Raw genomic sequence first — 23,173 nt, 5'->3', positions numbered from 1 at the left:
ATGGACGCGGAAAAAACACGTGAAGAACTACAGGCAGAATTAGATGAACTCCGCTTCCAGCTGGAAGAGGCAAGTGATACAATAGAAGCAATCAGAACCGGAATGGTGGATGCTTTTGTTGTACATGGTGAAAAAGGCCACCAGCTGTATACGCTTAAAACTGCTGACCAAACCTATAGGGTGCTGATTGAAAAAATGGGAGAGGGAGCAATCACCCTGAATAAACAGGGGGTGATCTTGTACAGCAACTCCCGCTTCGCTGAAATGGCGGGCTTATCCCTGGATAAGGTCATCGGTAAACATTTTAGCCTGTTCATTGAAGGTTATACAGCTGAAAAACTAAATAATATTATTGAAAACCGTGCGCTGTCAGATTATAAGACGGAAGAGACGCTGATATGTAACGCATGCCCTTCATTACCGGTTTTACTGTCTATCACCAATTTAAACCTTGAAGAAGGCACTGCACTGAGCATCCTGCTCACCGACCTGAGCCTGCAAAAGGAAACACAGCATGTGCTGAAGTCAAAAAACGAGGAGCTTGAAGAGGCGAGAAATGTAGCGGTAAAGCTGAACAACGAGCTTGAAGATACCGTGACAGAGCGTACTAAGGATCTTTCAGTAAGCAGGGAACACTTTATGGTGCTCGCGAATAACATTCCGCAGATCACCTGGACAAACCTGCCGGCGGGCCAGTTCAATTTCTTTAACCAGCGCTGGTATGATTATACAGGCCTTTCCTTTGATGAAACCTTTGAAGAAGCCTGGACAAACGTTATACATCCTGATGATGTAACTTATACACGGGAAAAATTCATGCACAGCATCAGCACCGGAGAAGTTTTTGAAATGGAAAACCGTTACAAACGTAAGGATGGCGTTTACCGCTGGCATCTTAACAGGGCAATCCCCCTGAGGAATGAATCCGGAGAACTGTTGTTTTGGGTAGGAACGGCTACCGATATTGATGATCAGCGTAAGGCGATTGAAAGAAAAGATGAATTTATTAGCATTGCCAGCCATGAGCTTAAAACTCCGTTAACCAGCTTAAAGGCCTATCTGCAGCTCATGTCTCATTATAAAAAGGAAGAAGTTCCTGAGCAGATTAAAAGTTTTATTGTGAAGGCTGAAGGTTCCCTGGGTAAACTGCAGACGCTGGTGGATGACCTTCTGGATGTGAGCAAGATCCAGGCCGGTAAACTTTATTTTAGCCAATCGCCCATCAGTGTAAATGAACTGGTATCGGTATGTATTGAAAACGCCGGGCACATGTTTCCTGATTCCCGTATGATTTATCATCCCGGAACTGATTTCCGGATCAACGGCAATGTAGAACGACTGGAGCAGGTACTGATGAACCTGATCAATAACGCGGTTAAATATTCGCCCTTGAATAAAGACGTGATCCTCTCTGTTGAGAAGGAGAATCATCATGTCCGTATCTCTGTAACAGACTTTGGTATAGGGCTGTCACCTGAACAGCGGGAAAAGATATTTGAAAGGTTCTACAGGGTAGATGATAAGAATTTCCTAACCAGCGGATTGGGGATGGGATTATATATATCGATGGAGATCATCAATAACCATAAGGGCAAAATGGGAGTAGAAAGTACGATCGGCAAAGGATCTACGTTTTATGTTTTATTACCTTTGCTCTGATGAAATACGCATTTACTTTTCTTTGCTGCCTTCTGGCGCTCTTCGTTAGGGCACAGAACATGGAATTAAGCCGGCTGAAATCGTTTATCGAGCGGCCGGCTGCAAAGGTTACCGATAGTCTCAGGAAAGCAGGATGGTCTTTACACGCAGAGCTGTCCGGCGTAAAGGGCGCTCAGATGTACCAGACCTGGTCTTTTGGAAAACACAAGGCTGAAAAGGCAAAAGCACTGGCATGGTTCAGGTTGCATGCCGACAAGGGGTTCATCAACCAGTTATACTATCAGTCGCCCGGTATCACACAATATAATGTGCTGCTAAAGGAAATTAAGGAAACAGGGACTGAAAGAAAGGATGTGCAGAGCATCGAAAACAAAAAACTTAGTACTTACTATGTTTCACCTGATTATATCTTTCAAACGATAGTAGGCATGGACAGTTATACCGTAATGGTTATGGCAAATAAGGCGCAGTAATTGACCGTTTAGAAGGCCTCTCCCAGATTAACAGCAAATCCTTTATATCCCTGACTTACCCCATAATCAATAGCAATGTTGGTATTCGAAGTTTTGTTAAACTTAATACGTAAACCCGTTCCAACCGCAGGGTGCAGCTTTTTAAATTTATTGTTCTGTTCGGTAACCGAGGTAGCATTAGCAAACACCACAAATCCAAACAGGCCATTATCAGTGATATCCCTTCTGTATTCACTTTCCACATAGAAAAGCCCTTTACCTCTGTATCTGTTCTGATCTACACCACGGCCCGATTTATTATTAGGGTCCCAGCCGATGCTTGGCAGGTTGAGATAGGGAATGTTGTTGTTCAGCCCCGTCCACAGATATGACCAGAATGCCAGTGTATTCTGCTGATGGGGTTTCGTATTGAGGGAAATGTACTTTCTGGCATCCACGTAAAGAGATTGCCAATTCGTTTTACTGCCCAGGAAACCGGGATTTTCTCTCAATACAATATTCAGATAGGCTCCGGGCAGGGGATTGATCGAATTGTTTCTTGTATCATAAAGCAGGTTCAGCGATACGCCGGATGTAAAGGAATTTTCTCCGGTTGCTGTGCCAATAGGATAACCTGAAAAATCTGCTAAACCTGGTGCTTCGCCCCGTACGTTAATAAAATAGTCGAGGTTATAACCCAATCCTGCATACAGGTAAGGTTCTATGCGTTTAAGTGCATTTTGATAAAATCTGATATACTTATAGTTCACCAGGATCTTGTTTTCTTCAACACCACTGCCTATACCCCATGTATTTTGAGGATAGTATAGGAAACGGGTATCACCCTGTACAACCCATTCGTTGCCATTGAGCCACAAATTTGATCTCAGCGGCAAGCCAAACCTGCTTTTCAGGTTCCAATAGGGGGTAAAAGTTATATTGGATATGTTGGTTGTCTCTCTCTCTCCCAGGTAAAACCCTGCACTTGTTGAGGTAATCAGCGCACGTCCGCCTCCTGGTACATTGGCTCCAATGGGTAAAAGCGAAAAGAACACCTTTTTCTCTCCCGGTTTGGTTCTTGGCCGTCCTTTAATATTGAATAGTGTTTTAGCAATATCAATTAAGTCTTTCTTCATGGCCGTATCACGAACTTCATTGTTTGCAGAAATCGCATTGCCCGCGTTCTGAGCATGCACACCTATAGCTATAAACAGCAAGAAAAAAGAGAGCAAATTTTTAATCATATTTTGATCACAAACAAAACTCGAGCCATTAATTGACAGAATTATATTTATATACGAATTATTTTTATAAAATAAAGTTTGGCAGGATAGAATATAGCAGAATGGAGTCATCTGATGAAATATCGGAAATAATTATTTTGTATGTTTGCGCTATGGCGAATAAAGCTATAAGACGCTTAATACAACTTTTCGATTTTTCACAAAAGATCAATTATAAAACTGAAATACTGGCTGGCCTGACGGTCGCAATGACGATGATGCCGGAATCACTTTCCTTTGCAATTCTTGCCGGCTTCCCCCCATTGGTTGGTCTGTATGCGGCATTTATCATGGGTCTCATTACTTCGGTATTTGGCGGGCGCCCGGGTCTGATCTCCGGGGGTGCAGGCGCCGTGGTTGTGGTGTTAATTGCCCTGATGAAATCACACGGCTTAGAATATGTATTTGCGGCAGTTGCACTCGGAGGGCTTATTCAGATCACCATCGGGTTATTTAAACTCGGGAAATTTATTCGTCTTGTGCCACAGCCTGTCATGTACGGGTTTGTAAACGGACTGGCGGTGATCATCTTTATGGCCCAGCTTCAGCAGTTTAAAACAGTAGTAAACGGAGAGCTTATCTGGTTAACTGGTACACCGTTATACATTATGGCCTGCCTGGTGGCCTTAACGATAGCTATAGTGCTGATCCTGCCCCGTTTCACGAAGGCCGTACCTCCTTCATTAGTAGCCATCATTGTGGTTTTCCTTATCGTTCTGGGTTTCCATATCGATACAAAAACCGTGAGGGACATTGCTTCGGTAAACGGTGGATTTCCTCCCTTTCACATTCCGCATATTCCTTTAAATACAGGCACTTTATACATCATTTTTCCATATGCACTGATTATGGCAGGGGTAGGCCTCACGGAAGGGCTGCTTACCCTTAACCTGGTAGATGAAATTACCGCTACCAGGGGCGACGGAAACCGGGAATGCATTGCTCAGGGTACGGCAAATATTCTGAACGGATTTTTCTTCGGAATGGGTGGTTGTCCGATGATTGCACAAACACTGGTCAATCTCAGTGCAGGGGCCAGGGCAAGATTGTCCGGGATCATTGCTTCCTTAACCATCCTGATGATCATCCTGTTTGGTGCACCGCTGATTGAACGGGTGCCGATGGCTGCATTAACCGGCGTAATGATCATGGTGGCAATCGGTACTTTTGAGTGGGCGAGTTTCAGGATTATTAATAAAATGCCCCGGCAGGATATATTTGTTGGAATTGCAGTTGCCGCGATCACCATCTGGCTTCATAATCTGGCGCTCGCAGTATTGATAGGAGTGATCATCTCGGCATTGGTATTTTCATGGGAAAGTGCCAAACGGATCAGGGCCAAGAAGTATACAGATGAGAACGGAGTAAAACATTATGAGATCTATGGCCCGTTGTTCTTTGGCGCTGTTACTGCATTTACAGAAAAGTTTGATGTGGTGAATGATCCGGCAGAAGTAATCATTGATTTTAAGGAAAGCAGGATAGCAGATATGTCGGCCATAGAGGCACTGAACAAGCTTACTGAACGTTACCGCAAGCTGGGTAAGGTGCTTCAGTTGCATCACCTGAGTGAGGATTGCAGGCTATTGCTCAAGAACGCAGAACCTGTGATAGCGGTGAACATTCTGGAGGACCCGCATTACCATGTTGCCCGATAATATTTTACAATAATTAACGGTATTTCTGTATTTCTATCACACAAAAGCTTCTTTAATGATCATTAATTTCCGGCCGTGTAAACCTTTGGCAGCTAAATTGGTCCGGGCAGATGATGATGATCAGAAACAATGTGGCTACACACCTGTTAACTACTAAAAAATATTTAGACGATAACCAATCATTAGCCAGCATGAAAGCACTCATCATTAATTGTACCTTAAAACCGTCACCGGCCTTTTCCAATACTGATGCACTTATTAACAAGGCGGCATCCCAGCTTCAGGAGAAAAATGTAGGGACAGAAATTATACGTTTAGTAGATTATGAAGTTAAACCAGGAAATTCTTCTGATCAGGGAAATGGCGATCAGTGGCCGCTCATCCTGGAAAAGATAAGAAATTGTGATATCCTCATTATTGGCACTCCCATCTGGATGGGCCACCTGGCATCTACCGCGCAGCGTATGATTGAACGCCTGGATGCCATATTCCACGAAGAAGGATTTACCGACGAAAAGACAGGGCAATATTTCACCTACAATAAAGTAGCCGGCTGCCTGATCACAGGAAACGAAGACGGAGCCCATTCCTGTGCTGCGCAATTACTCTGGTCAATGCAGGAACTTGGATTTACCATTCCCCCAAATGTCAATGCCTATTGGGTTGGCCTCGCTGGCGGAGATCAGGATTATGTAGAAGCAGGGGGAGAGCAGTATCTTTATACAAATACTACATTGCGTTATATGATAGGCAATCTGACATATTTTGCGAATCTGTTGAAAAATAATCCAATAGATACCAACCTAAAGGAATTAGAGGAAGCAGCAAAAGCCGAGAGCGACCCGGAATAATTAATATACAGATTCCTGCGCTGAGGCGGGAATCTGTATACAACTCCTCAGCCTTGTTTTCTTACGTATTTGGTGAGGATGACGATCACCTGTCCCTCAATTTTTCCTTCGATCTGATCAGTATTATTTTCTACCAGACGAATGTTCTTTACCACTGTGCCCAGTTTCGCATTTAAGGTAGAGCCTTTCACGTCCAGTGATTTTGTCAGCACGATAGAGTCGCCAGCTAACAAAGGGCTGCCGTTACAATCTTTATGTATTTCAATAATTTCATCGTTTTCGTCTTCAGCCGCTGCTTTTGCCCATGCCAGCGTTTCGTCATCAAGATACATCATATCGAGATTATCCACAGCCCAGCCTTCAGTGCTCAGCCTGTTGAGCATACGCCAGGAAACTACCTGTACAGCAGCAAGCTCACTCCACATACTGGTGGTTAAACAGCGCCAGTGATTTTTTTCGGTCTCTTTATTTTTTTCAATCTGTGAAAGACAGGTGTCACAAACAATGATACAGTTGTCCACATTGTTTGCCGACTGTGGCGGTACTGCATATAATTTCAGGGTTTCCCCGGATTGGCATAATTCACATTTGTTTTCGCTTCGTTGCAGCAGTTGTTCTTCCAGCATCATATACTTTTGTTAATTCAATCGGCGAAGATAATTATTTTAGCCATGTTAGTATCCATATTGTGACAACCGCAGTCAGAGATTATCTTTTCACCCTGTTTTATTTTGTTAATTTTAGGTATCAACGGATCTTATGAAAAAATACTTATTATCAGCTCTCCTCATTTCGGCTACACTGCTATCAGCCACAGCGCAGCAAACCCAGAAACCTGTGCTGCACGGCCGCAACTGGATGGCCATTACAGGTAAACCCTTAGCAGCTACAGCGGGCGCCATGATTTTTCAAAAAGGGGGAAATGCTGTGGATGCATCCTGCGCTATGCTTGCGGCTGCCTGCACAATGTGGGATACTTTAAGCTGGGGAGGTGAAACACAGTTGCTGATTTATAACCCTAAAACCAAACAGGTAATTGCAATTAATGCGATGGGAGTGGCTCCAACCGGTGCTACTGCGGCATTCTTTAAAGGCAAAGGATATAACTTTCCCCCGGAATATGGTCCTTTAGCCGCTACCACACCTGGTACACCGGGCGGGCTGATCTATATCCTGGCCAATTACGGAACACTAAGCCTTGAACAGGTTCTGGCACCAGCCATGGAAATGGCAGCAGGTTATCCTATAGAAGCACAGTCTGCCAACAGCATAGAGCGCGGTAAAACACTGATCAAACAGTGGCCATACAGCTCAAAGGTATTTTTAACCCATCCCGCAGAAAAAAGAGAAGCGCCGGAAGCAGGTGAGATCTTTGTACAAAAAGACCTGCTGGAAACGCTGACTAAACTGGTAGCAGCAGAAAAGAACGCATTGAAACAGGGAAAAAACCGCAAAGAGGCCTTAATGGCGGCATACGACCGCTTTTATAAGGGAGACATTGCACAGGAATTCGTACGGGGATCTAAAGAACAGGGAGGACTGATCACTATGGAAGACCTTGCAAACTGGAAACCTCTTGAAGAGAAACCCCTGATGGTGAACTATAAAGGCATTGATGTGTACAAAATGCAACAGTGGACACAGGGGCCGGTAATGCTGCAGGCCCTGAATATCCTCGAAAATTTTGACCTGAAAAGCATGGGCTACAATAGCCCTAAATATATCCACACCTTGTACCAGGCAATGAACCTGGCCTTTGCCGACCGTGATTTTTATTATGGAGATCCCTATTTTAACCCTTCTGAACCAATGAAAGGATTATTGAGCAAGGCCTATGCAAAACAACGTGCGGAGCTGATCAGAGATGACAGGAACGATCCGAACATTGGCCCGGGCAACCCGTATCCTTTTGAAGGAAAAACAAATCCCTATATCAATTTACTGAAAAGCAGGGGTTTTGAGCTGGACACCAGCAAACGAAACTTCGCCCCTAAACATGATATGACTAACAATTCTCCTAAAGCGGAATATCAGGACAGGTTATGGCGAGGAACCACCTCTGTGGAAGCGGCCGACAAAGAAGGCTGGGTAGTGTCAATTACACCGAGCGGCGGATGGCTTCCGGCCTGCATTGCAGGTAATACCGGGATAGGCATGAGCCAGCGTATGCAAAGTTTTATGCTCGATTCTGCCATTAACCCTTTCAATGTGGTAGCACCGGGCAAAAGGCCGAGGGTTACTTTGTCGCCCGCCCTGGCCCTTAAAGACGGCAGACCTTACCTGTCTTCTGCTGTGCAGGGAGGTGATACGCAGGATCAGAACCTGCTGCAGTTCTTTTTAAATATGACTGAGTTCGGAATGAACGTACAGCAGTCGTCTGAGGCCGCAAACATCAATACCAACCAGCTTTGGCTCTCTCTGGGAGGCTCAAAAACAGATGATCGTAAACCTAAACCGGGGCAGCTTTTATTGAATAGCAATACTTCGGAAGCAACACGTGCAGAGCTAAAAAAAATGGGATATATACTTAGTTTCAGCGACCGCACCAGCGGCCCCATCAATGCAGTGTATTTCGATTGGAAACATGGCAGTATGTGGGGCGGATCCAGTAATCATGGAGAAGATTATGGCATAGGATGGTAAAAAAGCATTTATTAGAGAATCTGACTTTAAGATGAGAAGTCTTACGACTTGTTTTTTGTTGTCTATATAAAAACATAACGTATGAAATTTTTCGTCAATGAAACTGATCAGATTGTAAATGAAGCAATAGAGGGATTACTAACCAATCCGAAACTAACCGTACTGGACAGCTTTCCCGAAGTAAGGGTAGTGATCCGCAAGGACTGGGATCAATCAAAGGTGGCAATCATCTCCGGTGGAGGGTCAGGCCATGAACCCGCCCATGCGGGTTTTGTAGGGAAGGGTATGCTTACAGCAGCTGTATGTGGCGACATTTTCGCGTCACCTACCGTAGATGCAGTTTTATCAGCTATTTTAGCTGCTACCGGTCCGAAAGGCTGTTTACTGATCATTAAGAATTATACAGGTGACCGCCTTAATTTCGGCCTTGCTGCAGAACAGGCGCGTGCACTCGGACTGGATGTAAAGACCGTCACCGTTGATGATGATATCGCTCTCGGGCAGCATGTAAAAAAACGCGGACTTGCCGGTACTTTATTTGTCCATAAAATTGCCGGGCAGCTTGCGAAAGAGGGAAAAACACTGGACGAAATTGCCGCAACAGCACAGCGGGTGATAGATCATACTGCATCGATCGGCCTTTCACTTACTGAATGCCAGCACTTAGGGCAGGAAACCACCCAACGCTTAAACGATAACCAGGTAGAGCTGGGATTAGGGATTCACGGAGAGCCGGGCATAGAGGTCATCGCTTATGACCAGGCCGATGTACTGATGCGTGTGGCCATTGAAAAACTGGCAGCAAACCTGCCGGATGCGAATGGCAGATATGCAATGATATTTAACAATATGGGAAGTGTGAGCCCTATAGAAATGAGCCATATGAGCCGTCCGCCAATACCGCGGTACAACTGCTGATTGAAGACCTTGGACAGTTGCTGGTAGCTATCGAAAAAGAGATCAATGGCCTTGACGCGAAAGTAGGTGACGGCGATGCCGGCTCTACGTTTTCGCTAACCGGGAAACGTCTGTTATCTGTGGTGACCAAGCTGCCCCTGAATGATACCGGTAAGTTACTGCTCACTATTGGCCGTATACTAGCCAGGGAAGCCGGCGGCTCAAGCGGAGTTTTACTTTCCATCCTGTTTACGGCAGCGGGCAACACGTATTCAAAAGATCCGGACCTGGGAAAAGCACTATTGGAAGGGCTGCAGAAAGTAAAGAATTATGGCGGGGCGGAAAAAGGAGACAGGACAATGATAGATGCACTTCAGCCAGCTTTTGAAGCGCTCGCAAATCATGAAAGTTTAGCCGCTGCCGCACAACAGGCACGTGCCGGAGCAGAACATACCAAAACCGTTATCAATACGAAATTTGGCCGTTCGTCCTATCTTTCAGAGGCGGTACTGAGAGATGTTCCGGATCCCGGGGCAGAGGTAATTGCAAGGGTTTTTGAAAAAATAGCTGCAATGAACAGCAAGATGTAAATCTGATCAATTATTCAGCTGTTAAAAAGGCATCGTATAAATACGATGCCTTTTTATTAGAGGTGGACTTCAAAAAATGACGAAGGATCATTATCATAAAGATAACCATCAAACAATGTATTGTTGTAGCCACTGCCAAGAAACCTGATCTGTGTCTGATCCTGGTCGTAATTGGTATAAACAGATACCAGGATAGATGGCGGGTCATAATTGTAGGGAATAGACTGGAACCCTAATACATTATAGGTCTGGACGCTGTTTCTGCTCTCCAGCCTGATGGTACAATTGCCGCAGTAAACTTCAAACCGGTAATCGGACTGAGGCGAGCCTTCAGTTGTTTTTTGACAGGAGCTGAATAAGAAACAAAAAAACAGGAGAAATAACAGTTTATTCATTATAAATATATGAATTGTCAAAGCTAACTAAATGACAGAAATATCATCATATTTTATAGCGTATTTGAAAAAAAACGTACGATCTGAGCAATTCCTCCTGTTAAGTTACCAAAAATTATTGTTTGGCAGCAGTGGCAACAAGTCCGAAAATTTCTTCTGGGCCCGATGGCTCTTTACGGGGCACATGGTTGAGCTTGTTTCTGAGTATGGACGATTGCCGGTACACTTCTTTGCGGGTGAGCTGTAAATTCCCCAGGGGGCGGTTTTCTTCCAGGCAGCGGAAAGGGCTAAAGGAAAGATGTTCCATGATCTTGAGATTATCTCCGCCCGAAATATCCTGTTTTGGTATCTTTAAGTTGGCAACCGTAACAAAAGGCGATAATTGCTCGGGCCATTTAATGGTAAGATCTTCGACAGGCATTCTTTTCAGGTCCTTGCATAGCTGTACCTGGATAACAAATTCGTAATTATGTTCTTTCAGTTCTTCAGCAAGTGCCGGCCGGAATACCTGATCTGCAGATTTAAGATTCAGGACCCTGCGTGTGATTTCATCTGCATAGGCTGTTACCGGTTTAGCACGGATCTTAGCTATATAATCCCCGTGCCTTACCGCGCCCACACTATAGTATTCATTGAGCAAAAGATTAGTGGGTTTCAGCCTTGATAAAGAAATGAAATTGTACAGCTCTCTGATAGTCAGTGGTGTAGGAAAAAATTTACCCATACCAGTAAGCCAATGGTAACCAAATTTCAAAATACCCGGAATTCCTTTAGCAAAGTATTCATCAACTTTCAGCACCAGGTGATTGATATAGGAATAATGTTCAATTGAACTGCAGAATAAAGAGGGGATACTGATCAGGTTATAGTCAAAGGTGCCGCTGTGAGCCTCGTCATCCAGGTCAGTTTCACCTGCCACATCAAAAATCTTGATGGCCATTCCCATAAAGGGGGCACTCTTTGCATCAGTAGTAAGTGCCGATGAAGCATTTGAAAAACGGATGACAGCCTTGTATTTTCCTGCTTTTGCATACAATCCCTGTGCAAATTCTTCAGGAAGATCTTTCCGGATCTCTAATTCTGCCTTTAGCAGACCATAACCCTTAACATGAACATCACGCGTAGCATAGCCATTTCCGCTACGCTGTTTTGACAGGCGAACCGTTTCCAGTGTCTCTGCTATAATTTTTTCAACCTTCTGGTTGAAATCCGGCGGTATATTTTCGATCCCGGGATCAAATTTTATGTATTTATGAGTCATATGCATTGGATAAACCCCCGTTTGAAAGAACAGAGTGCGTCTTTACGGTGTCACGACGCTATCTATATAATGCACTATATATGAAATTATTATATCTTTAGATAAATATATATTGTATATAGTAAAATAAACTGACAAAGTATAGGTTACGCAGTACCATGTAAAGGTAGATGCATTTCAAAAAACTACGGTAGATAGGGTATATCTATGTGGTGACAATTCCCAGATGATAAGATCAGCTTATACTTACTGGTAACCACTTGCTGATCCTTGATGAACAGGAGAGGTTACCAGTTTAATTTTTCGCGGCCAGCCTGTTTTTACAAAGATTCCAGCGTGGCCTTGATCGTATTTTCCAGGGCCTGCACAATTGCTCCCTTATATGCAGTAAAATGAGTCTGACGATCCTCATCGGAATCGCTTTCCTTAACTGATTTTTTACCTTCTTTTACAGCTTGTAATTCATTGGTGTACAGATCACCAAATGTTTCAGGCTCTTTATTTTTTAATATCCTGACCGTATGCGAATACTTCTCCTGATTATCCAGAAGGATGGCCAGATTTTTCTCATTATAAACATCTATACCGGCAGTTCTTGTCAATAGCTTTTCAAGCTTTCCTCTTTCTTTTGCGTAACCCATAATGGGGCAAATATACCAGTTCTGCCGAAGAATCTACTATCAGGGATCGTCTTTAAAGATCTTGTTTTTGTTTTTCGGTTTCTACCCGGCTGAAATGGCAGATAGTTTTTTTTAATTACAATGTATATACAGATTTAAACCGTTTTTACCATAATATTTTATTTCGATTCTTCAACCTATCATTACTTTGATTACTTTTAGCCCGTAAATGAGAGCTGTATTTTACATATATCTATTTTTATTGTTTTTATGTGGCGGGCATAACGTTTATGCAGGTACACATCAGGATCGCAATTCACCTTCAACAAAGGGAATTGCGAAAAAACAGCATGTTAAACTCAACAATACAAGCCAGGGTGATCCATTGCTTGATGAAGCGGATCTGGATGCGGACGATGAATACCTCACCGATCATGATGAAGATGAAGGGCCGGTTAAATTTCTTACCACAAAATACGGCGTGGTGGACAATTGGTATCTGACTTTCTCTGTACAGCCCATTTCAAACCATTACAACAAGCATTTTAACACATTGCCAGCGTTCTGCGGCAATTCTTCTCCCATTTATATTACACAAAGGGTATTACGGATTTAAGCAATATTATTACCGGAGCACTGATCTTTATTTCAGTCATTTCCTGCCGGCAAAAAAATAATTACGTCCAAAAAGAATATCTGAAATCCAGGCATTCAATCGCTTAACCCCATTTATAATATGAAGAGAATAGTCGTGTTTAAAGGCTTAATCGCCCTTATATGTCTTTCAAGCTGTACATCTAAAAAAGAAGAAAAACAAGAAGAAAGTAAGTTCACCGTTACCAATGCCATCAGAATTGATACTTCGTTTACGAAGCAATACGTGTCGCAGATTAAGTCTGTAAGAAACATAGAGATCCGTTCACAGGAAAAAGGCTTCCTTCAAAACATTTATGTTGATGAAGGCCAATCTGTCAAATCAGGTCAGTTATTGTTTAAAATTATGCCTAAAGTTTATGAGGCAGAATTACTTAAAGCTCAGGCTGAATATAAATCTGCAGAAATTGAATTGCAGAATGCCAAAACGCTTGCAGATAAAAACATAGTTTCCAAAAATGAGCAGTCAGTGGCTCAGGCTAAACTTGAACAGGCAAAAGCCGAAGTCTCCCTGGCAAAACTCCATTTGTCATTTACCGAAATCAGAGCACCATTTGATGGTACTATCGACCGTATTCCTTTAAAATTAGGAAGTTTAATAGATGAAGGTGAACTGATGACCAACCTTTCGGACAATACCCAGATGTTTGCCTATTTTAACGTCTCGGAGCCGGAATACCTGGAATATCAGACCAATATAAAAGGACGTGCTGAAAATAATGTAAGCCTGCTCCTGGCTAACAACCGCCCATTGCCATATAAGGGAAAGGTGGAGATCATTGAAAGTGAATTTAATAATGAAACCGGAAATATCGCATTCAGGGCAAAGTTCCCAAATCCCGACAAGCTGTTAAAGAATGGTGAAACGGGAGAAGTGCAGATGGTTGTCCCACTGCATCAGGCCCTCGTAATTCCGCAAAAAGTAACCTACGAAATCCAGGACAAAATCTATGTATTTGTGGTTGATGGCCGCGGTGTTGTACATTCCAAAAACATAACCATTACCGGCGAGATGCCGGATCTTTATGTAGTGAGCAGCGGACTTGGTGACAATGACAAAATCCTGCTGGAAGGTGTTCAGAAAGTGAGGGATGGTGATAAAATCAAGTTCGGGTACACAGCACCTAAAGAATGGATCTCCAGTTTGAGATTAAAAGCTGAATAGGTTCAGCTGAAGCTGAAAGCGCTACACAAATCCATTTGGTTTAATCATTAAAAAAGCAATCAATGTTTAGTAAATTTATACAGAGGCCTGTACTCTCTATAGTGATCTCCCTGATCATCGTATTTTTGGGATTTCTGGCTATGAAGGGTTTACCGGTCACACAGTTCCCTTCAATTTCACCCCCTAAGGTGAATATTACAGCAGAATATCCCGGCGCCAACGGCGAACTCATGATCAAATCGGTAATCATTCCCCTGGAAAGGGCGATCAATGGTGTACCCGGAATGAAATATATGGCTTCAGATGCAGGTAACGACGGTGAGGCCACCATTCAGGTGATATTCAACTTAGGTACCGATCCTAACCAGGCATCGGTAAACATCCAGAACCGCGTGGCTTCGGTGGTGAATAAACTCCCGCCATTAGTAGTTCGTGAGGGTGTAAAGATCACCCGTGAGGAATCGAACATGCTGATGTACATCAACTTGTTTAGTAAGGATCCTAAGACCGATCAGAAATTCCTCTACAATTTTGCGGATATCAATATCCTGTCGGAATTAAGAAGGGTTGACGGGGTAGGTGTTGCCGATATTCTGGGTACCCGTGAATATGCGATGAGGATCTGGCTGAAACCAGACCGGATGCTTGCCTATAAAATTTCTGCAGATGAGGTGCTTGAAGCATTGAATCAGCAGAGTCTGGAAGCTTCACCTGGTAAAACAGGAGAAAGTTCCGGCAAAAGGTCCCAGTCGTTCGAGTACGTTTTGAAATACTCCGGAAGGTTCACCACTAAAGAACAATATGCAAATATCATCTTAAGATCTACTAAAGACGGAGAAATTCTGCGTCTGAAAGATGTAGCCACTGTTGAATTTGGCAGTGCAATGTATGATATTTATTCTAACCTGAATGGCCATCCTTCGGCAGCAATTACCATCAAACAGTCGTACGGAAGTAACGCCAGCCAGGTAATTAAAGACATTAAGGCGAAGATGGAAGAGATTAAGAAAAGCTCTTTCCCCCAGGGATTGGACTACGAGATCAGTTACGACGTCTCGAAATTCCTTGATGCCTCCATTGAAAAAGTAATTCATACACTTGTAGAAGCTTTTATCCTGGTAGGTTTAGTGGTATTTCTGTTTTTGGGCGACTGGCGTTCTACGCTGATTCCGGCCATTGCGGTACCTGTATCCCTGATAGGAACATTTGTATTCATGCAATTCTTTGGAATTACGCTCAATCTGATCACGTTATTTGCACTCGTGCTGGCCATTGGGGTCGTCGTCGATGATGCGATTGTGGTCATCGAGGCCGTCCATGCCAAGATGGAAGAGAAACATCTCTCACCGCTGAAGGCTACCCAGGAGGCTATGCATGAAATCGGTGGTGCGATCATCGCAATCACCTTCCTGATGGCTGCCGTATTTGTGCCCGTAGCCTTCATGTCTGGTCCGGTAGGTATATTCTACCGGCAGTTTTCCATTACAATGGCAACAGCGATTATCCTGTCAGGAGTTGTGGCCTTAACGCTTACACCTGCGCTTTGCGCGATGTTGCTGAAAAACAACCATGGTAAACCGAAAAAGAAAAAAGGACTGGATAAGTTTCTGGATGGTTTTAACAATGGTTTCAATAAACTTACGGGCAGATACCAGAAAGTGCTTGGTCTGATTGTAAACCGCAGGATGCTCACATTTGGAGTGCTGATCGCATTTTGTGTCGGTATATTCTTCCTGAACAATAGTCTCCCGTCCGGGTTTATCCCGAATGAGGATCAGGGAATGTTTTACGCCATTATTCAGACTCCTCCGGGGTCATCTCTGGAAAGAACAAACCAGATTGCTGAGAAACTGCAAAAGATTGCCGAAAAAATTGACGGTGTACAGTCTGTATCTGCACTTGCAGGATATGAGATCCTGACAGAAGGTACCGGGTCCAACTCCGGAACCTGTCTGATCAACCTCAAAAGCTGGGAAGACCGTACACATTCTGTACAGGAAATCATTGCGGAAATGGAAGAGAAATCCAAAGAGATCAACGGTGCTACCATTGAATTCTTTCAGCCACCAGCAGTACCCGGATACGGAGCTGCGGGCGGTTTTGAGCTGCGTTTGCTGGATAAAGCAGGCTCTGGTGATTTCCATAAGATGGAAACCGTAAGTAAGGACTTTGTAAGGGAACTGAGTAAACGTCCTGAGCTGGCTTCTGTCTTTACTTTTTACAGTGCCAGTTTCCCGCAGTATATGCTGAAGGTAGACAATGATATTGCCAAACAAAAAGGCGTTACTATCGAGAATGCCATGAATACGCTGTCCACACTGGTGGGAAGTAACTACGAGACTAACTTTATCAAGTTTGATCACCAGTACAAAGTAATGGTGCAGGCTTCGCCGGAGTACCGTGCACTGCCAGAGGATATTCTGAAGTTATATGTGAAAAATGATCGTGATGAGATGGTCCCTTTTTCTGCCTTTATGAGAATGGAGAAAGTATATGGACTATCAGAGATTACGCGTCACAATATGTACAATGCTTCTGAGATCAGTGGTGCATCAGCTCCCGGATATAGTAGTGGTGCTGCTATCCAGGCCATTACTGAGGTAGCTGATAAAACGCTGCCAAGGGGATTTGGTATCGACTGGGCAGGTATTTCCAAGGATGAAGTAGGCCGTGGAAACGAAGCGCTGTACATCTTCATGATCTGCCTGGGTTTCGTGTACCTTGTTCTTGCTGCACAATATGAGAGTTTTATCCTGCCTTTCGCGGTACTGCTTTCTCTGCCATGCGGAATTTTCGGGGCATTCATGCTGCTGAAGATATGTGGACTGGAGAATAACATTTATGCCCAGGTGGCACTCGTGATGCTCATCGGTCTGCTAGGTAAAAATGCCGTACTGATAGTTGAGTTTGCTGTACAAAAACATGCACAGGGATCCACTGTATTAGAGGCGGCGATGGAAGGAGCCGCGGTAAGGTTCCGTCCGATCCTGATGACCTCCTTCGCATTTATTGCTGGTTTGATTCCCTTGGTATTTGCCTCAGGCCCAGGCAAGATTGGTAACCGAACTATCGGGTCTGCCGCCGCCGGCGGGATGCTTTTAGGAACACTGTGCGGTGTGCTTGTCATACCCGGATTGTACTATATATTCGGCAGGATTGCAGAAAAAAATCGCATGGCTAAACATGAAGATGAAAATCCATTAACAGAAGAAATCGATCACAATGTATAAATTTAAATTAGAGAGATACCTTATTGTGCTGGCCATAAGCCTTGCAGCGGCGAGCTGCAAGGTGCCGGCAGTCACGACGGGAACTGCCGGCAGGCCTGCTCCCGAATCATATGGCAACAACCGGGATACGACCAATATATCAACTATTCCTTACCGCAACTTCTTTAAGGACCAGCATCTGGTAGACCTGATCGATACTGCAATGAAGAACAACCAGGAACTCATGGTTACCCTGCAGGATATTGAGATCGCAAAAAACGACGTTCGCTTGAGAAAAGGGGCACTATTGCCAACCGTTGGAGTAAGGGCGGGAGCAGGAATTGAAAAAGTAGGCCTGTATACCAGTCAGGGTGCGGGAGATGCCTCTACGGATATTATTCCGGGTAAAGAAGTGCCGGAAAATCTGTTGAACTATACGCTCGGAGTTGAGGCCAACTGGGAGATTGACATCTGGAAGAAACTGCGTAATTCCAAGAAAGCGGCAATTAGCAGATATTTGTCCACCATCGAGGGCAAAAATTTTGTATTGACAAACCTTGTAGCCGAAGTAGCCAGTTCTTATTATGAGTTACAGTCACTGGACAGCCAGATGGAGATTGTAAAGCAGAATATTGAACTTCAAAAAAATGCTTTAGAGATCGTAAAAGTTCAGAAACAAGCCATGAGGGCCACCGAACTGGCCGTTCAGAAGTTCAGGGCTGAGGTATTGGCTTCACAAAGCCGGGAGTTTGAAATCCTTCAAAAGATAAAGGAAGAAGAGAACAACATCAACTTTCTGCTGGGCCGTTATCCGCAGGAAATAAAGCGGGATAAAAGTAACTTTTTGGACCTCACCCCATTGACGGTCAGCTCAGGAATCCCTGCACAGTTACTGGCGAACCGTCCTGATATCAAACAGGCAGAACTGGACCTGACAGCTGCAAAACTTGATGTTAAAGTAGCCCGTGCAGAATTCTATCCTTCACTTGATATTTCTGCAGCACTTGGATTAGAGGCCTTCAGACCTTCTTACCTGTTTAAGATACCGAAGTCAGTGCTGTATTCCCTAGCCGGAGATATTGCAGGACCATTGGTGAACAGGAATGCGATCAAAGCAGAGTTTAACAGCGCCAATGCACGGCAGCTTCAGTCGATGTACAACTATCAGCGGATCATTCTCAATGCATACATGGAAGTTTCAAAGGAACTTTCCAATATAGACAACCTTGGGAAAAGTTATGATTTGAAGTCGCAGCAGGTTGATGCACTCAACAAGTCGATCGAAGTATCCAATGATCTGTTCAAATCTGCCCGGGCAGACTATTTCGAAGTGCTGATGACACAACGTGATGCGCTGGAATCTAAACTTGAACTGGTGGAAACAAAAAAAGAACAGCTCAACGCAGTGGTCAACGTTTATAAGGAGCTGGGAGGGGGCTGGAAATAAACGGCCGGAATTCAGTATCTTTGTGCAACTAAAACCGAGAAATATGAATACTGAAAAAGCGATTCTGGCCGGCGGTTGTTTTTGGGGAGTAGAAGAACTGATCCGTCACTATCCGGGTGTAATTTCAACGGTAGTTGGATACACAGGTGGTGACTTTCCGAATGCAACATACCGGAATCATGGAACACATGCCGAAGCTATTGAAATAACATTTGATCCTGAAAAATTACCATATCGTGGACTGCTTGAATACTTCTTCCAGATTCACGATCCAACAACCCGGAACAAGCAGGGAAATGACAGGGGTGTATCATACCGTTCCGCCATTTTCTTTATGGATGAAACGCAACGGGAAACTGCGGAGACATTAATTGCCGATATGGAAGCTTCAGGCGTATGGCCTGGAAAGATCGTAACTGAAGTTGTCCCGGTATCTGATTTCTGGAATGCAGAGGAAGAACATCAGGATTACCTGCAAAAGAATCCATACGGGTATACCTGTCACTTTGAAAGGCCCGACTGGAAATTGAGTTAATTCCATTTTTACAATAAACAGCGAAGGGAAATGCAACGCCTTCAGAAAGTATTAACTTTTTGGGCATTGCATTTCCCTTCGCTGTTTATTTTGGCTGTATGCGCCCTTGAACTTCGCTTCAGATAGAACGAATTCAGTTACTATGGTGCTTTAAACTAAATCTTCTTCAAATAAAAAACGGCCTGGTCGCCCTGTTTACTTTCATTTAAACGTTGGGCTTCATCTTCATATTCTGCCAGTACTTTCTCTGAAAAGAAATCCGACGGGCTTCTGTATTGTTTCGTTTCCTGATCAACCAATGCGATATTACGTTTATATAACTCACTTCCCCAAAATTGAAAGGCGTTCGAATCATGAACAACGTTGGTGATGGTAAAACCAGCTTGTTTTGCCAGTATTGCTATGCTTTCTCCGGTATGGATAAAAAAGTGTCGCGGTGCATCGAGTTGAATCCAGTTTTCATTGTATTTTTGCCAGGCTTTTCCAACCACAGGTATTCTGACAATAAGGTGTCCGTTTTTTTTTAGTAATGCATGACTCTTTTTTAGCTCATCGAGCGGTTCAGCCATGTGCTCAAATACATGGTGCATCATCAGCAAATCATAGTTCTCCTTTTGAAGCTCAGACAGATCCCTCTGGAAAACTTTAACACCATAACCGTAGTCAATCTCCCCGCTTATGAATTTATCTGCGCCATGAACGTTCTGGAAACCAAAGTTAAATAATTCGCAGATATACCTGCCTGTCCCGCATCCGATATCCAATATTTTATTTGATGGTAATATTCCAAGTGGTCTCAGCCATTTTAACAGATCGTTTTCGCTTGCCTTATACATCTTTTTCATTCTTGAATCTTTCACCAATCTTTTCATCAACGGTAAAGGTTTGAGTTTTGGTACTTCCTGTATAAATGAATAATAATACGGGGGGTAATATGCCGCAATCGATTCAGGTTCAGAAAGTATCTGTATGGTACCGCAGTTAGAACAGATTCCATATTCAAATTCGTCGCGGAAACCCAGCATCATTTCTCTGGCGGCAAATGTATTTGACAAACGGGCTTTACAAACTTCACAATCCTTCATATGGAATTCTTATTCTAATAAGCAATGACACAATGAGTATGTAATAAACATTTAAACCAAAAATATCTTTTTTAATCTGTAACCTACAAAAAATATATAAATAATTTCATTTTCTCAGGGAACAAGCAATAATGGATTAATTATTTCTTTATAAAACATCAAACTACAAATTTTATCAAAATCTTGCTCCACTAAAAATATTAGCATAGATTTGTGTACATGGAGAGGGCTTTTAGAAATTATGCGGGAGAAACGGAGTGGCATCGCGACTGGAAAGCAGCCTTCCCACCGGCATTCAGGGAGATAAGTTTTTCGGATGCAATATTGGGAGAGCTTCATCGCGCAGATGTGCATACGCCCTGCGGCACAACACTTGAATTTCAGAATTCTCCTATTTGCCTGGAGGAACTAAAAAGCAGGGAGGCCTTCTATCCGAAGCTAATCTGGATCCTGAACGGAAAAAAATTTAAAGGCTTCCGCGTCCTGAAAAACTTACCGGATGTGGATGACCCGGTAATTGCTGATTACGATTTCTGCCATACCGACCATCTGTCGATGATCAGGAAGTCTGATTTCCTTCGGGGCAGCGCCCGGGTTCTTAATTTCCACCATCCGGAGCTCAGGAAGCTTCCAATTACTTCTTACTATTACTCGTTCTGCTGGAAACATCCACACCGGGTCTGGTATCAGGCCAAAAATCCAATTATTGTTGATCTGGGAGGACATTTTATTTATCAGCTGAAGCAGCGCAGGCAGCTATCCGGAGATTATCCCTATCTTCATATTATGACCAGGAAATCTTTTATTGAGCAATATGTCCGGTGATATTGTTAAGGTATTACAACCTGTCTTCCATTACGGCCTGCATTTTCTGACACCGGGGGCAATCGCATTTCTATTTTTCAAAAAACAATGGAAGCGGGCATGGCTTATCATGATCTGCACTATGCTGGTAGACGCTGATCATTTATTGGCAACACCAATTTTCGATCCCGGAAGGTGCAGTATTGGCTACCACCCTTTACATTCTTATTATGCAATTGCATTTTATTTTATATTACTGCTATTCCCTAAGACCAGGATAATTGCCGTTGGGTTACTTTTTCATATGTTTACTGACTGGCAGGACTGCTATTGGTCTGTAATGCTGTAAGTTTCATAATCACACCAACAGTTGTATTGTGGTAGCGAAATTGAAAATAATCGTAAATTTACCAGGGGAGATATCATTCCTTTTAAACCTATAATTGCAGAGATGGAGGAAGTTAAAATTGAGCAGATCAACTATCAACTTACCTGGCAGATCAGGCATGAGGTGATGTATCCTGACTATCCTTTAGATAAAATTAAGCTGGATAATGAAGAAGAGGGACTTCATTTCGGATTATTTACCGGTGAACGCTTAACTTCTGTGATTTCGCTTTTCTGGGAGAAGGAGGTTTATCAGTTCAGGAAATTTGCAACGCTAAACAATGCACAGGGCAAAGGTTACGGCTCATTCTTACTGCAGCACGTGATCAATGTAGCAGGAGAAAGAGGGGCAACCCGGTTGTGGTGCAATGCAAGACTTTCTGCTGCTCCGTTCTATGAAAGATTTGAGCTTGTAAAAGTAGGGCAGGGGTATATAAAAGATAACATTGACTATGTCACCATGGAACTGATCTACAGTTTACCTTCGTATTGCTCTTTTCACAAATAGGATAATAGCGGAAAATATTTATCCCCAAATCCGGGGGGATGTAAATGAGCAACCGCTTGCGGTTGGTCATTTTACATCATTGCGATTTTCCCATCGTATCTAAGATTTCCTTTATTATTTTTGCACTAAAAGTGTGCCTGCCCATCAGCCAACTTTTGATTTCGTCCGGATTGATATCAAGGGAGACAGCAAGTTCATTTGAAGAAAGACCTCTATCAGCTAACGTTTTTGAGGTTTTACTGGCAACGTCCAGATTCAACTGTGTTAATTTCTCTATAGCGGGGTTTCCGCTTTCTACCAGCCAGATTGATGCAAAATCGTTCTCTTCCATATATGTTTTTCGTAATGTTTACAGTATTCAGCGTCTTTAGCACTATTCGTTCATTTGGGCGGCAAATTTAATGATATTAATTTTATTATCGCAACTGCAGTAGAAGTCTGCCTAATCGCTCACGATTTTTTTCAATACGTTTTAGCAGCAATTGCTATCTTATTGAGATAATAAAACATGGATTTTAATTCACTTAATTTTTAAAAATTTGCAGTTAATAAGCTTGAATTAGAAGATTAGCCGGGATGAACATCCGGACATGTTTAAATTTATGTAAATCAATAATTTACATCGTTTTTGGTGAGTTCCAAATCCCCCAATTTTACTATGAATACAATAAAGGGAAATTTAGACCAAACAACAAATTCGCTGATAAATCCTTAAAATCTTCAAACATTTTATATACGCAGTCTTGCAGCTACATAGAAGTTTGTTCCTGGACACGTTCATGCCTAGAAGGTCTCACTGTTACCATTACCGAATCACCCAGTTCCCAAACACTTTATGCATTCGCTTGTCCTCCGCCCACAAATATCCCCGGATGTGAACAAGGTAGCTGGAGAAAGTCGGATTCATATCTAAAAACCAATTGTTCAGGTAGTGGACAACCGCCACCTCCTCCAGTTCCTCCTGGCACAATTGGTGGCGGCTCCGGCGGGGGCACTGGAAGTGAGGGAGAATCATCACAAACACCTGTTCCAGCAGATACAAATGTTGCAAAGATCGCTTTGTATTGTTC

The 23,173-nt window shown here is 43.3% G+C and carries 22 protein-coding genes; 15 read left to right on the top strand and 7 right to left on the bottom strand.

Annotated elements, in window-relative coordinates; genetic code table 11:
• Both BLW16_RS18330 and BLW16_RS18325 read left to right on the top strand, forming a co-directional pair.
• A complete protein-coding gene (locus BLW16_RS18330; protein ID WP_090559278.1) occupies positions 1 to 1,659 on the top strand; it encodes a PAS domain-containing sensor histidine kinase in 1,659 nt (552 codons plus the stop codon).
• On the top strand, positions 1,659 to 2,132 hold the full coding sequence (locus tag BLW16_RS18325) for a hypothetical protein (RefSeq protein WP_090559276.1): 474 nt from the start codon (positions 1,659 to 1,661) through the stop codon (positions 2,130 to 2,132). The genes BLW16_RS18330 and BLW16_RS18325 overlap by 1 nt, the downstream gene beginning before the upstream one ends.
• An 8-nt stretch (positions 2,133 to 2,140) precedes the next feature.
• Here the strand turns inward: BLW16_RS18325 and BLW16_RS18320 are convergent, their stop codons facing one another.
• A complete protein-coding gene (locus BLW16_RS18320) occupies positions 2,141 to 3,355 on the bottom strand; it encodes a BamA/TamA family outer membrane protein (RefSeq protein ID WP_090559275.1) in 1,215 nt (404 codons plus the stop codon).
• A 152-nt stretch (positions 3,356 to 3,507) separates the two neighbouring features.
• Here BLW16_RS18320 and BLW16_RS18315 point away from each other — a divergent pair, with 152 nt between their 5' ends.
• Together BLW16_RS18315 and BLW16_RS18310 are read left to right on the top strand one after the other, a co-directional pair.
• The gene (locus tag BLW16_RS18315) at positions 3,508 to 5,052 is read left to right on the top strand and encodes a SulP family inorganic anion transporter (RefSeq protein ID WP_245735372.1); all 1,545 of its coding nucleotides are present in this window, start codon (positions 3,508 to 3,510) and stop codon (positions 5,050 to 5,052) included.
• Positions 5,053 to 5,162: 110 nt separating this feature from the next.
• Positions 5,163 to 5,903, top strand: a complete 741-nt coding sequence (locus tag BLW16_RS18310) for a flavodoxin family protein (RefSeq protein WP_217631600.1) — start codon at positions 5,163 to 5,165, stop codon at positions 5,901 to 5,903.
• Positions 5,904 to 5,950: 47 nt separating this feature from the next.
• Here the strand turns inward: BLW16_RS18310 and BLW16_RS18305 are convergent, their stop codons facing one another.
• Entirely contained in the window at positions 5,951 to 6,532 is a 582-nt protein-coding gene (locus BLW16_RS18305; protein ID WP_090559273.1) for a PhnA domain-containing protein, read from the bottom strand.
• Positions 6,533 to 6,662: 130 nt separating this feature from the next.
• Here BLW16_RS18305 and BLW16_RS18300 point away from each other — a divergent pair, with 130 nt between their 5' ends.
• The 3 genes from BLW16_RS18300 to BLW16_RS23545 all read left to right on the top strand — a co-directional run bounded on the left by BLW16_RS18300 (position 6,663) and on the right by BLW16_RS23545 (position 10,033).
• Positions 6,663 to 8,546 carry a gamma-glutamyltransferase family protein gene (locus BLW16_RS18300; protein WP_090559271.1) on the top strand — a complete coding sequence of 628 codons (1,884 nt, stop codon included), beginning with the start codon at positions 6,663 to 6,665 and terminating at the stop codon, positions 8,544 to 8,546.
• An 81-nt stretch (positions 8,547 to 8,627) separates the two neighbouring features.
• Positions 8,628 to 9,464, top strand: a complete 837-nt coding sequence (locus BLW16_RS23550) for a dihydroxyacetone kinase subunit DhaK (protein ID WP_217631599.1) — start codon at positions 8,628 to 8,630, stop codon at positions 9,462 to 9,464.
• Between the two features lie 17 nt (positions 9,465 to 9,481).
• Entirely contained in the window at positions 9,482 to 10,033 is a 552-nt protein-coding gene (locus BLW16_RS23545) for a dihydroxyacetone kinase subunit L (RefSeq protein WP_217631598.1), read from the top strand.
• A gap of 56 nt (positions 10,034 to 10,089) precedes the next feature.
• Here the strand turns inward: BLW16_RS23545 and BLW16_RS18290 are convergent, their stop codons facing one another.
• From BLW16_RS18290 to BLW16_RS18280, 3 genes are all read right to left on the bottom strand, one after another.
• Entirely contained in the window at positions 10,090 to 10,428 is a 339-nt protein-coding gene (locus BLW16_RS18290) for a hypothetical protein (RefSeq protein WP_090559270.1), read from the bottom strand.
• Between the two features lie 115 nt (positions 10,429 to 10,543).
• Positions 10,544 to 11,689 carry a catalase family protein gene (locus tag BLW16_RS18285; RefSeq protein ID WP_090559268.1) on the bottom strand — a complete coding sequence of 382 codons (1,146 nt, stop codon included), beginning with the start codon at positions 11,687 to 11,689 and terminating at the stop codon, positions 10,544 to 10,546.
• Positions 11,690 to 12,009: 320 nt separating this feature from the next.
• Positions 12,010 to 12,330, bottom strand: a complete 321-nt coding sequence (locus tag BLW16_RS18280; RefSeq protein ID WP_090559266.1) for a hypothetical protein — start codon at positions 12,328 to 12,330, stop codon at positions 12,010 to 12,012.
• A gap of 208 nt (positions 12,331 to 12,538) precedes the next feature.
• Between BLW16_RS18280 and BLW16_RS18275 the strand changes: the two genes are divergently transcribed.
• From BLW16_RS18275 to msrA, 5 genes are all read left to right on the top strand, one after another.
• Positions 12,539 to 12,925, top strand: coding sequence for a hypothetical protein (locus tag BLW16_RS18275; RefSeq protein ID WP_090559265.1), 387 nt, complete (start codon positions 12,539 to 12,541; stop codon positions 12,923 to 12,925).
• A 120-nt stretch (positions 12,926 to 13,045) separates the two neighbouring features.
• Positions 13,046 to 14,128, top strand: coding sequence for an efflux RND transporter periplasmic adaptor subunit (locus BLW16_RS18270; RefSeq protein ID WP_090559263.1), 1,083 nt, complete (start codon positions 13,046 to 13,048; stop codon positions 14,126 to 14,128).
• 62 nt (positions 14,129 to 14,190) lie between these two features.
• Positions 14,191 to 17,358: an efflux RND transporter permease subunit gene (locus BLW16_RS18265; RefSeq protein ID WP_090559262.1), complete on the top strand. Its 3,168-nt coding sequence runs from the start codon at positions 14,191 to 14,193 to the stop codon at positions 17,356 to 17,358.
• On the top strand, positions 17,351 to 18,784 hold the full coding sequence (locus BLW16_RS18260) for a TolC family protein (protein ID WP_090559260.1): 1,434 nt from the start codon (positions 17,351 to 17,353) through the stop codon (positions 18,782 to 18,784). Before BLW16_RS18265 ends, BLW16_RS18260 begins: the two co-directional genes overlap by 8 nt.
• Positions 18,785 to 18,827: 43 nt before the next feature.
• Positions 18,828 to 19,319 carry a peptide-methionine (S)-S-oxide reductase MsrA gene (gene msrA / locus BLW16_RS18255; RefSeq protein ID WP_090559258.1) on the top strand — a complete coding sequence of 164 codons (492 nt, stop codon included), beginning with the start codon at positions 18,828 to 18,830 and terminating at the stop codon, positions 19,317 to 19,319.
• A gap of 155 nt (positions 19,320 to 19,474) precedes the next feature.
• On the opposite strand, the gene BLW16_RS18250 is transcribed toward msrA, so the two are convergent.
• Entirely contained in the window at positions 19,475 to 20,404 is a 930-nt protein-coding gene (locus BLW16_RS18250) for a class I SAM-dependent methyltransferase (RefSeq protein ID WP_090559256.1), read from the bottom strand.
• A gap of 219 nt (positions 20,405 to 20,623) precedes the next feature.
• Here BLW16_RS18250 and BLW16_RS18245 point away from each other — a divergent pair, with 219 nt between their 5' ends.
• From BLW16_RS18245 to BLW16_RS18235, 3 genes are all read left to right on the top strand, one after another.
• Positions 20,624 to 21,229: a competence protein CoiA family protein gene (locus BLW16_RS18245; protein WP_090559255.1), complete on the top strand. Its 606-nt coding sequence runs from the start codon at positions 20,624 to 20,626 to the stop codon at positions 21,227 to 21,229.
• Positions 21,219 to 21,557 (top strand): DUF6122 family protein, encoded by a 339-nt coding sequence (locus tag BLW16_RS23765; protein ID WP_090559253.1) that lies wholly within the window; start codon positions 21,219 to 21,221, stop codon positions 21,555 to 21,557. The genes BLW16_RS18245 and BLW16_RS23765 overlap by 11 nt, the downstream gene beginning before the upstream one ends.
• Positions 21,558 to 21,659: 102 nt before the next feature.
• Positions 21,660 to 22,103: a GNAT family N-acetyltransferase gene (locus BLW16_RS18235; RefSeq protein WP_090559252.1), complete on the top strand. Its 444-nt coding sequence runs from the start codon at positions 21,660 to 21,662 to the stop codon at positions 22,101 to 22,103.
• Between the two features lie 76 nt (positions 22,104 to 22,179).
• On the opposite strand, the gene BLW16_RS18230 is transcribed toward BLW16_RS18235, so the two are convergent.
• Positions 22,180 to 22,434, bottom strand: a complete 255-nt coding sequence (locus BLW16_RS18230; protein WP_090559251.1) for a hypothetical protein — start codon at positions 22,432 to 22,434, stop codon at positions 22,180 to 22,182.
• Between the last annotated feature and the right edge of the window lie 739 nt (positions 22,435 to 23,173).

It is taken from the genome of Pedobacter hartonius (genome assembly GCF_900107535.1).
In the GTDB taxonomy this organism is placed as follows: Bacteria; Bacteroidota; Bacteroidia; order Sphingobacteriales; family Sphingobacteriaceae; genus Pedobacter; species Pedobacter hartonius.
This window is presented reverse-complemented; position numbering and strand designations above follow the sequence as displayed.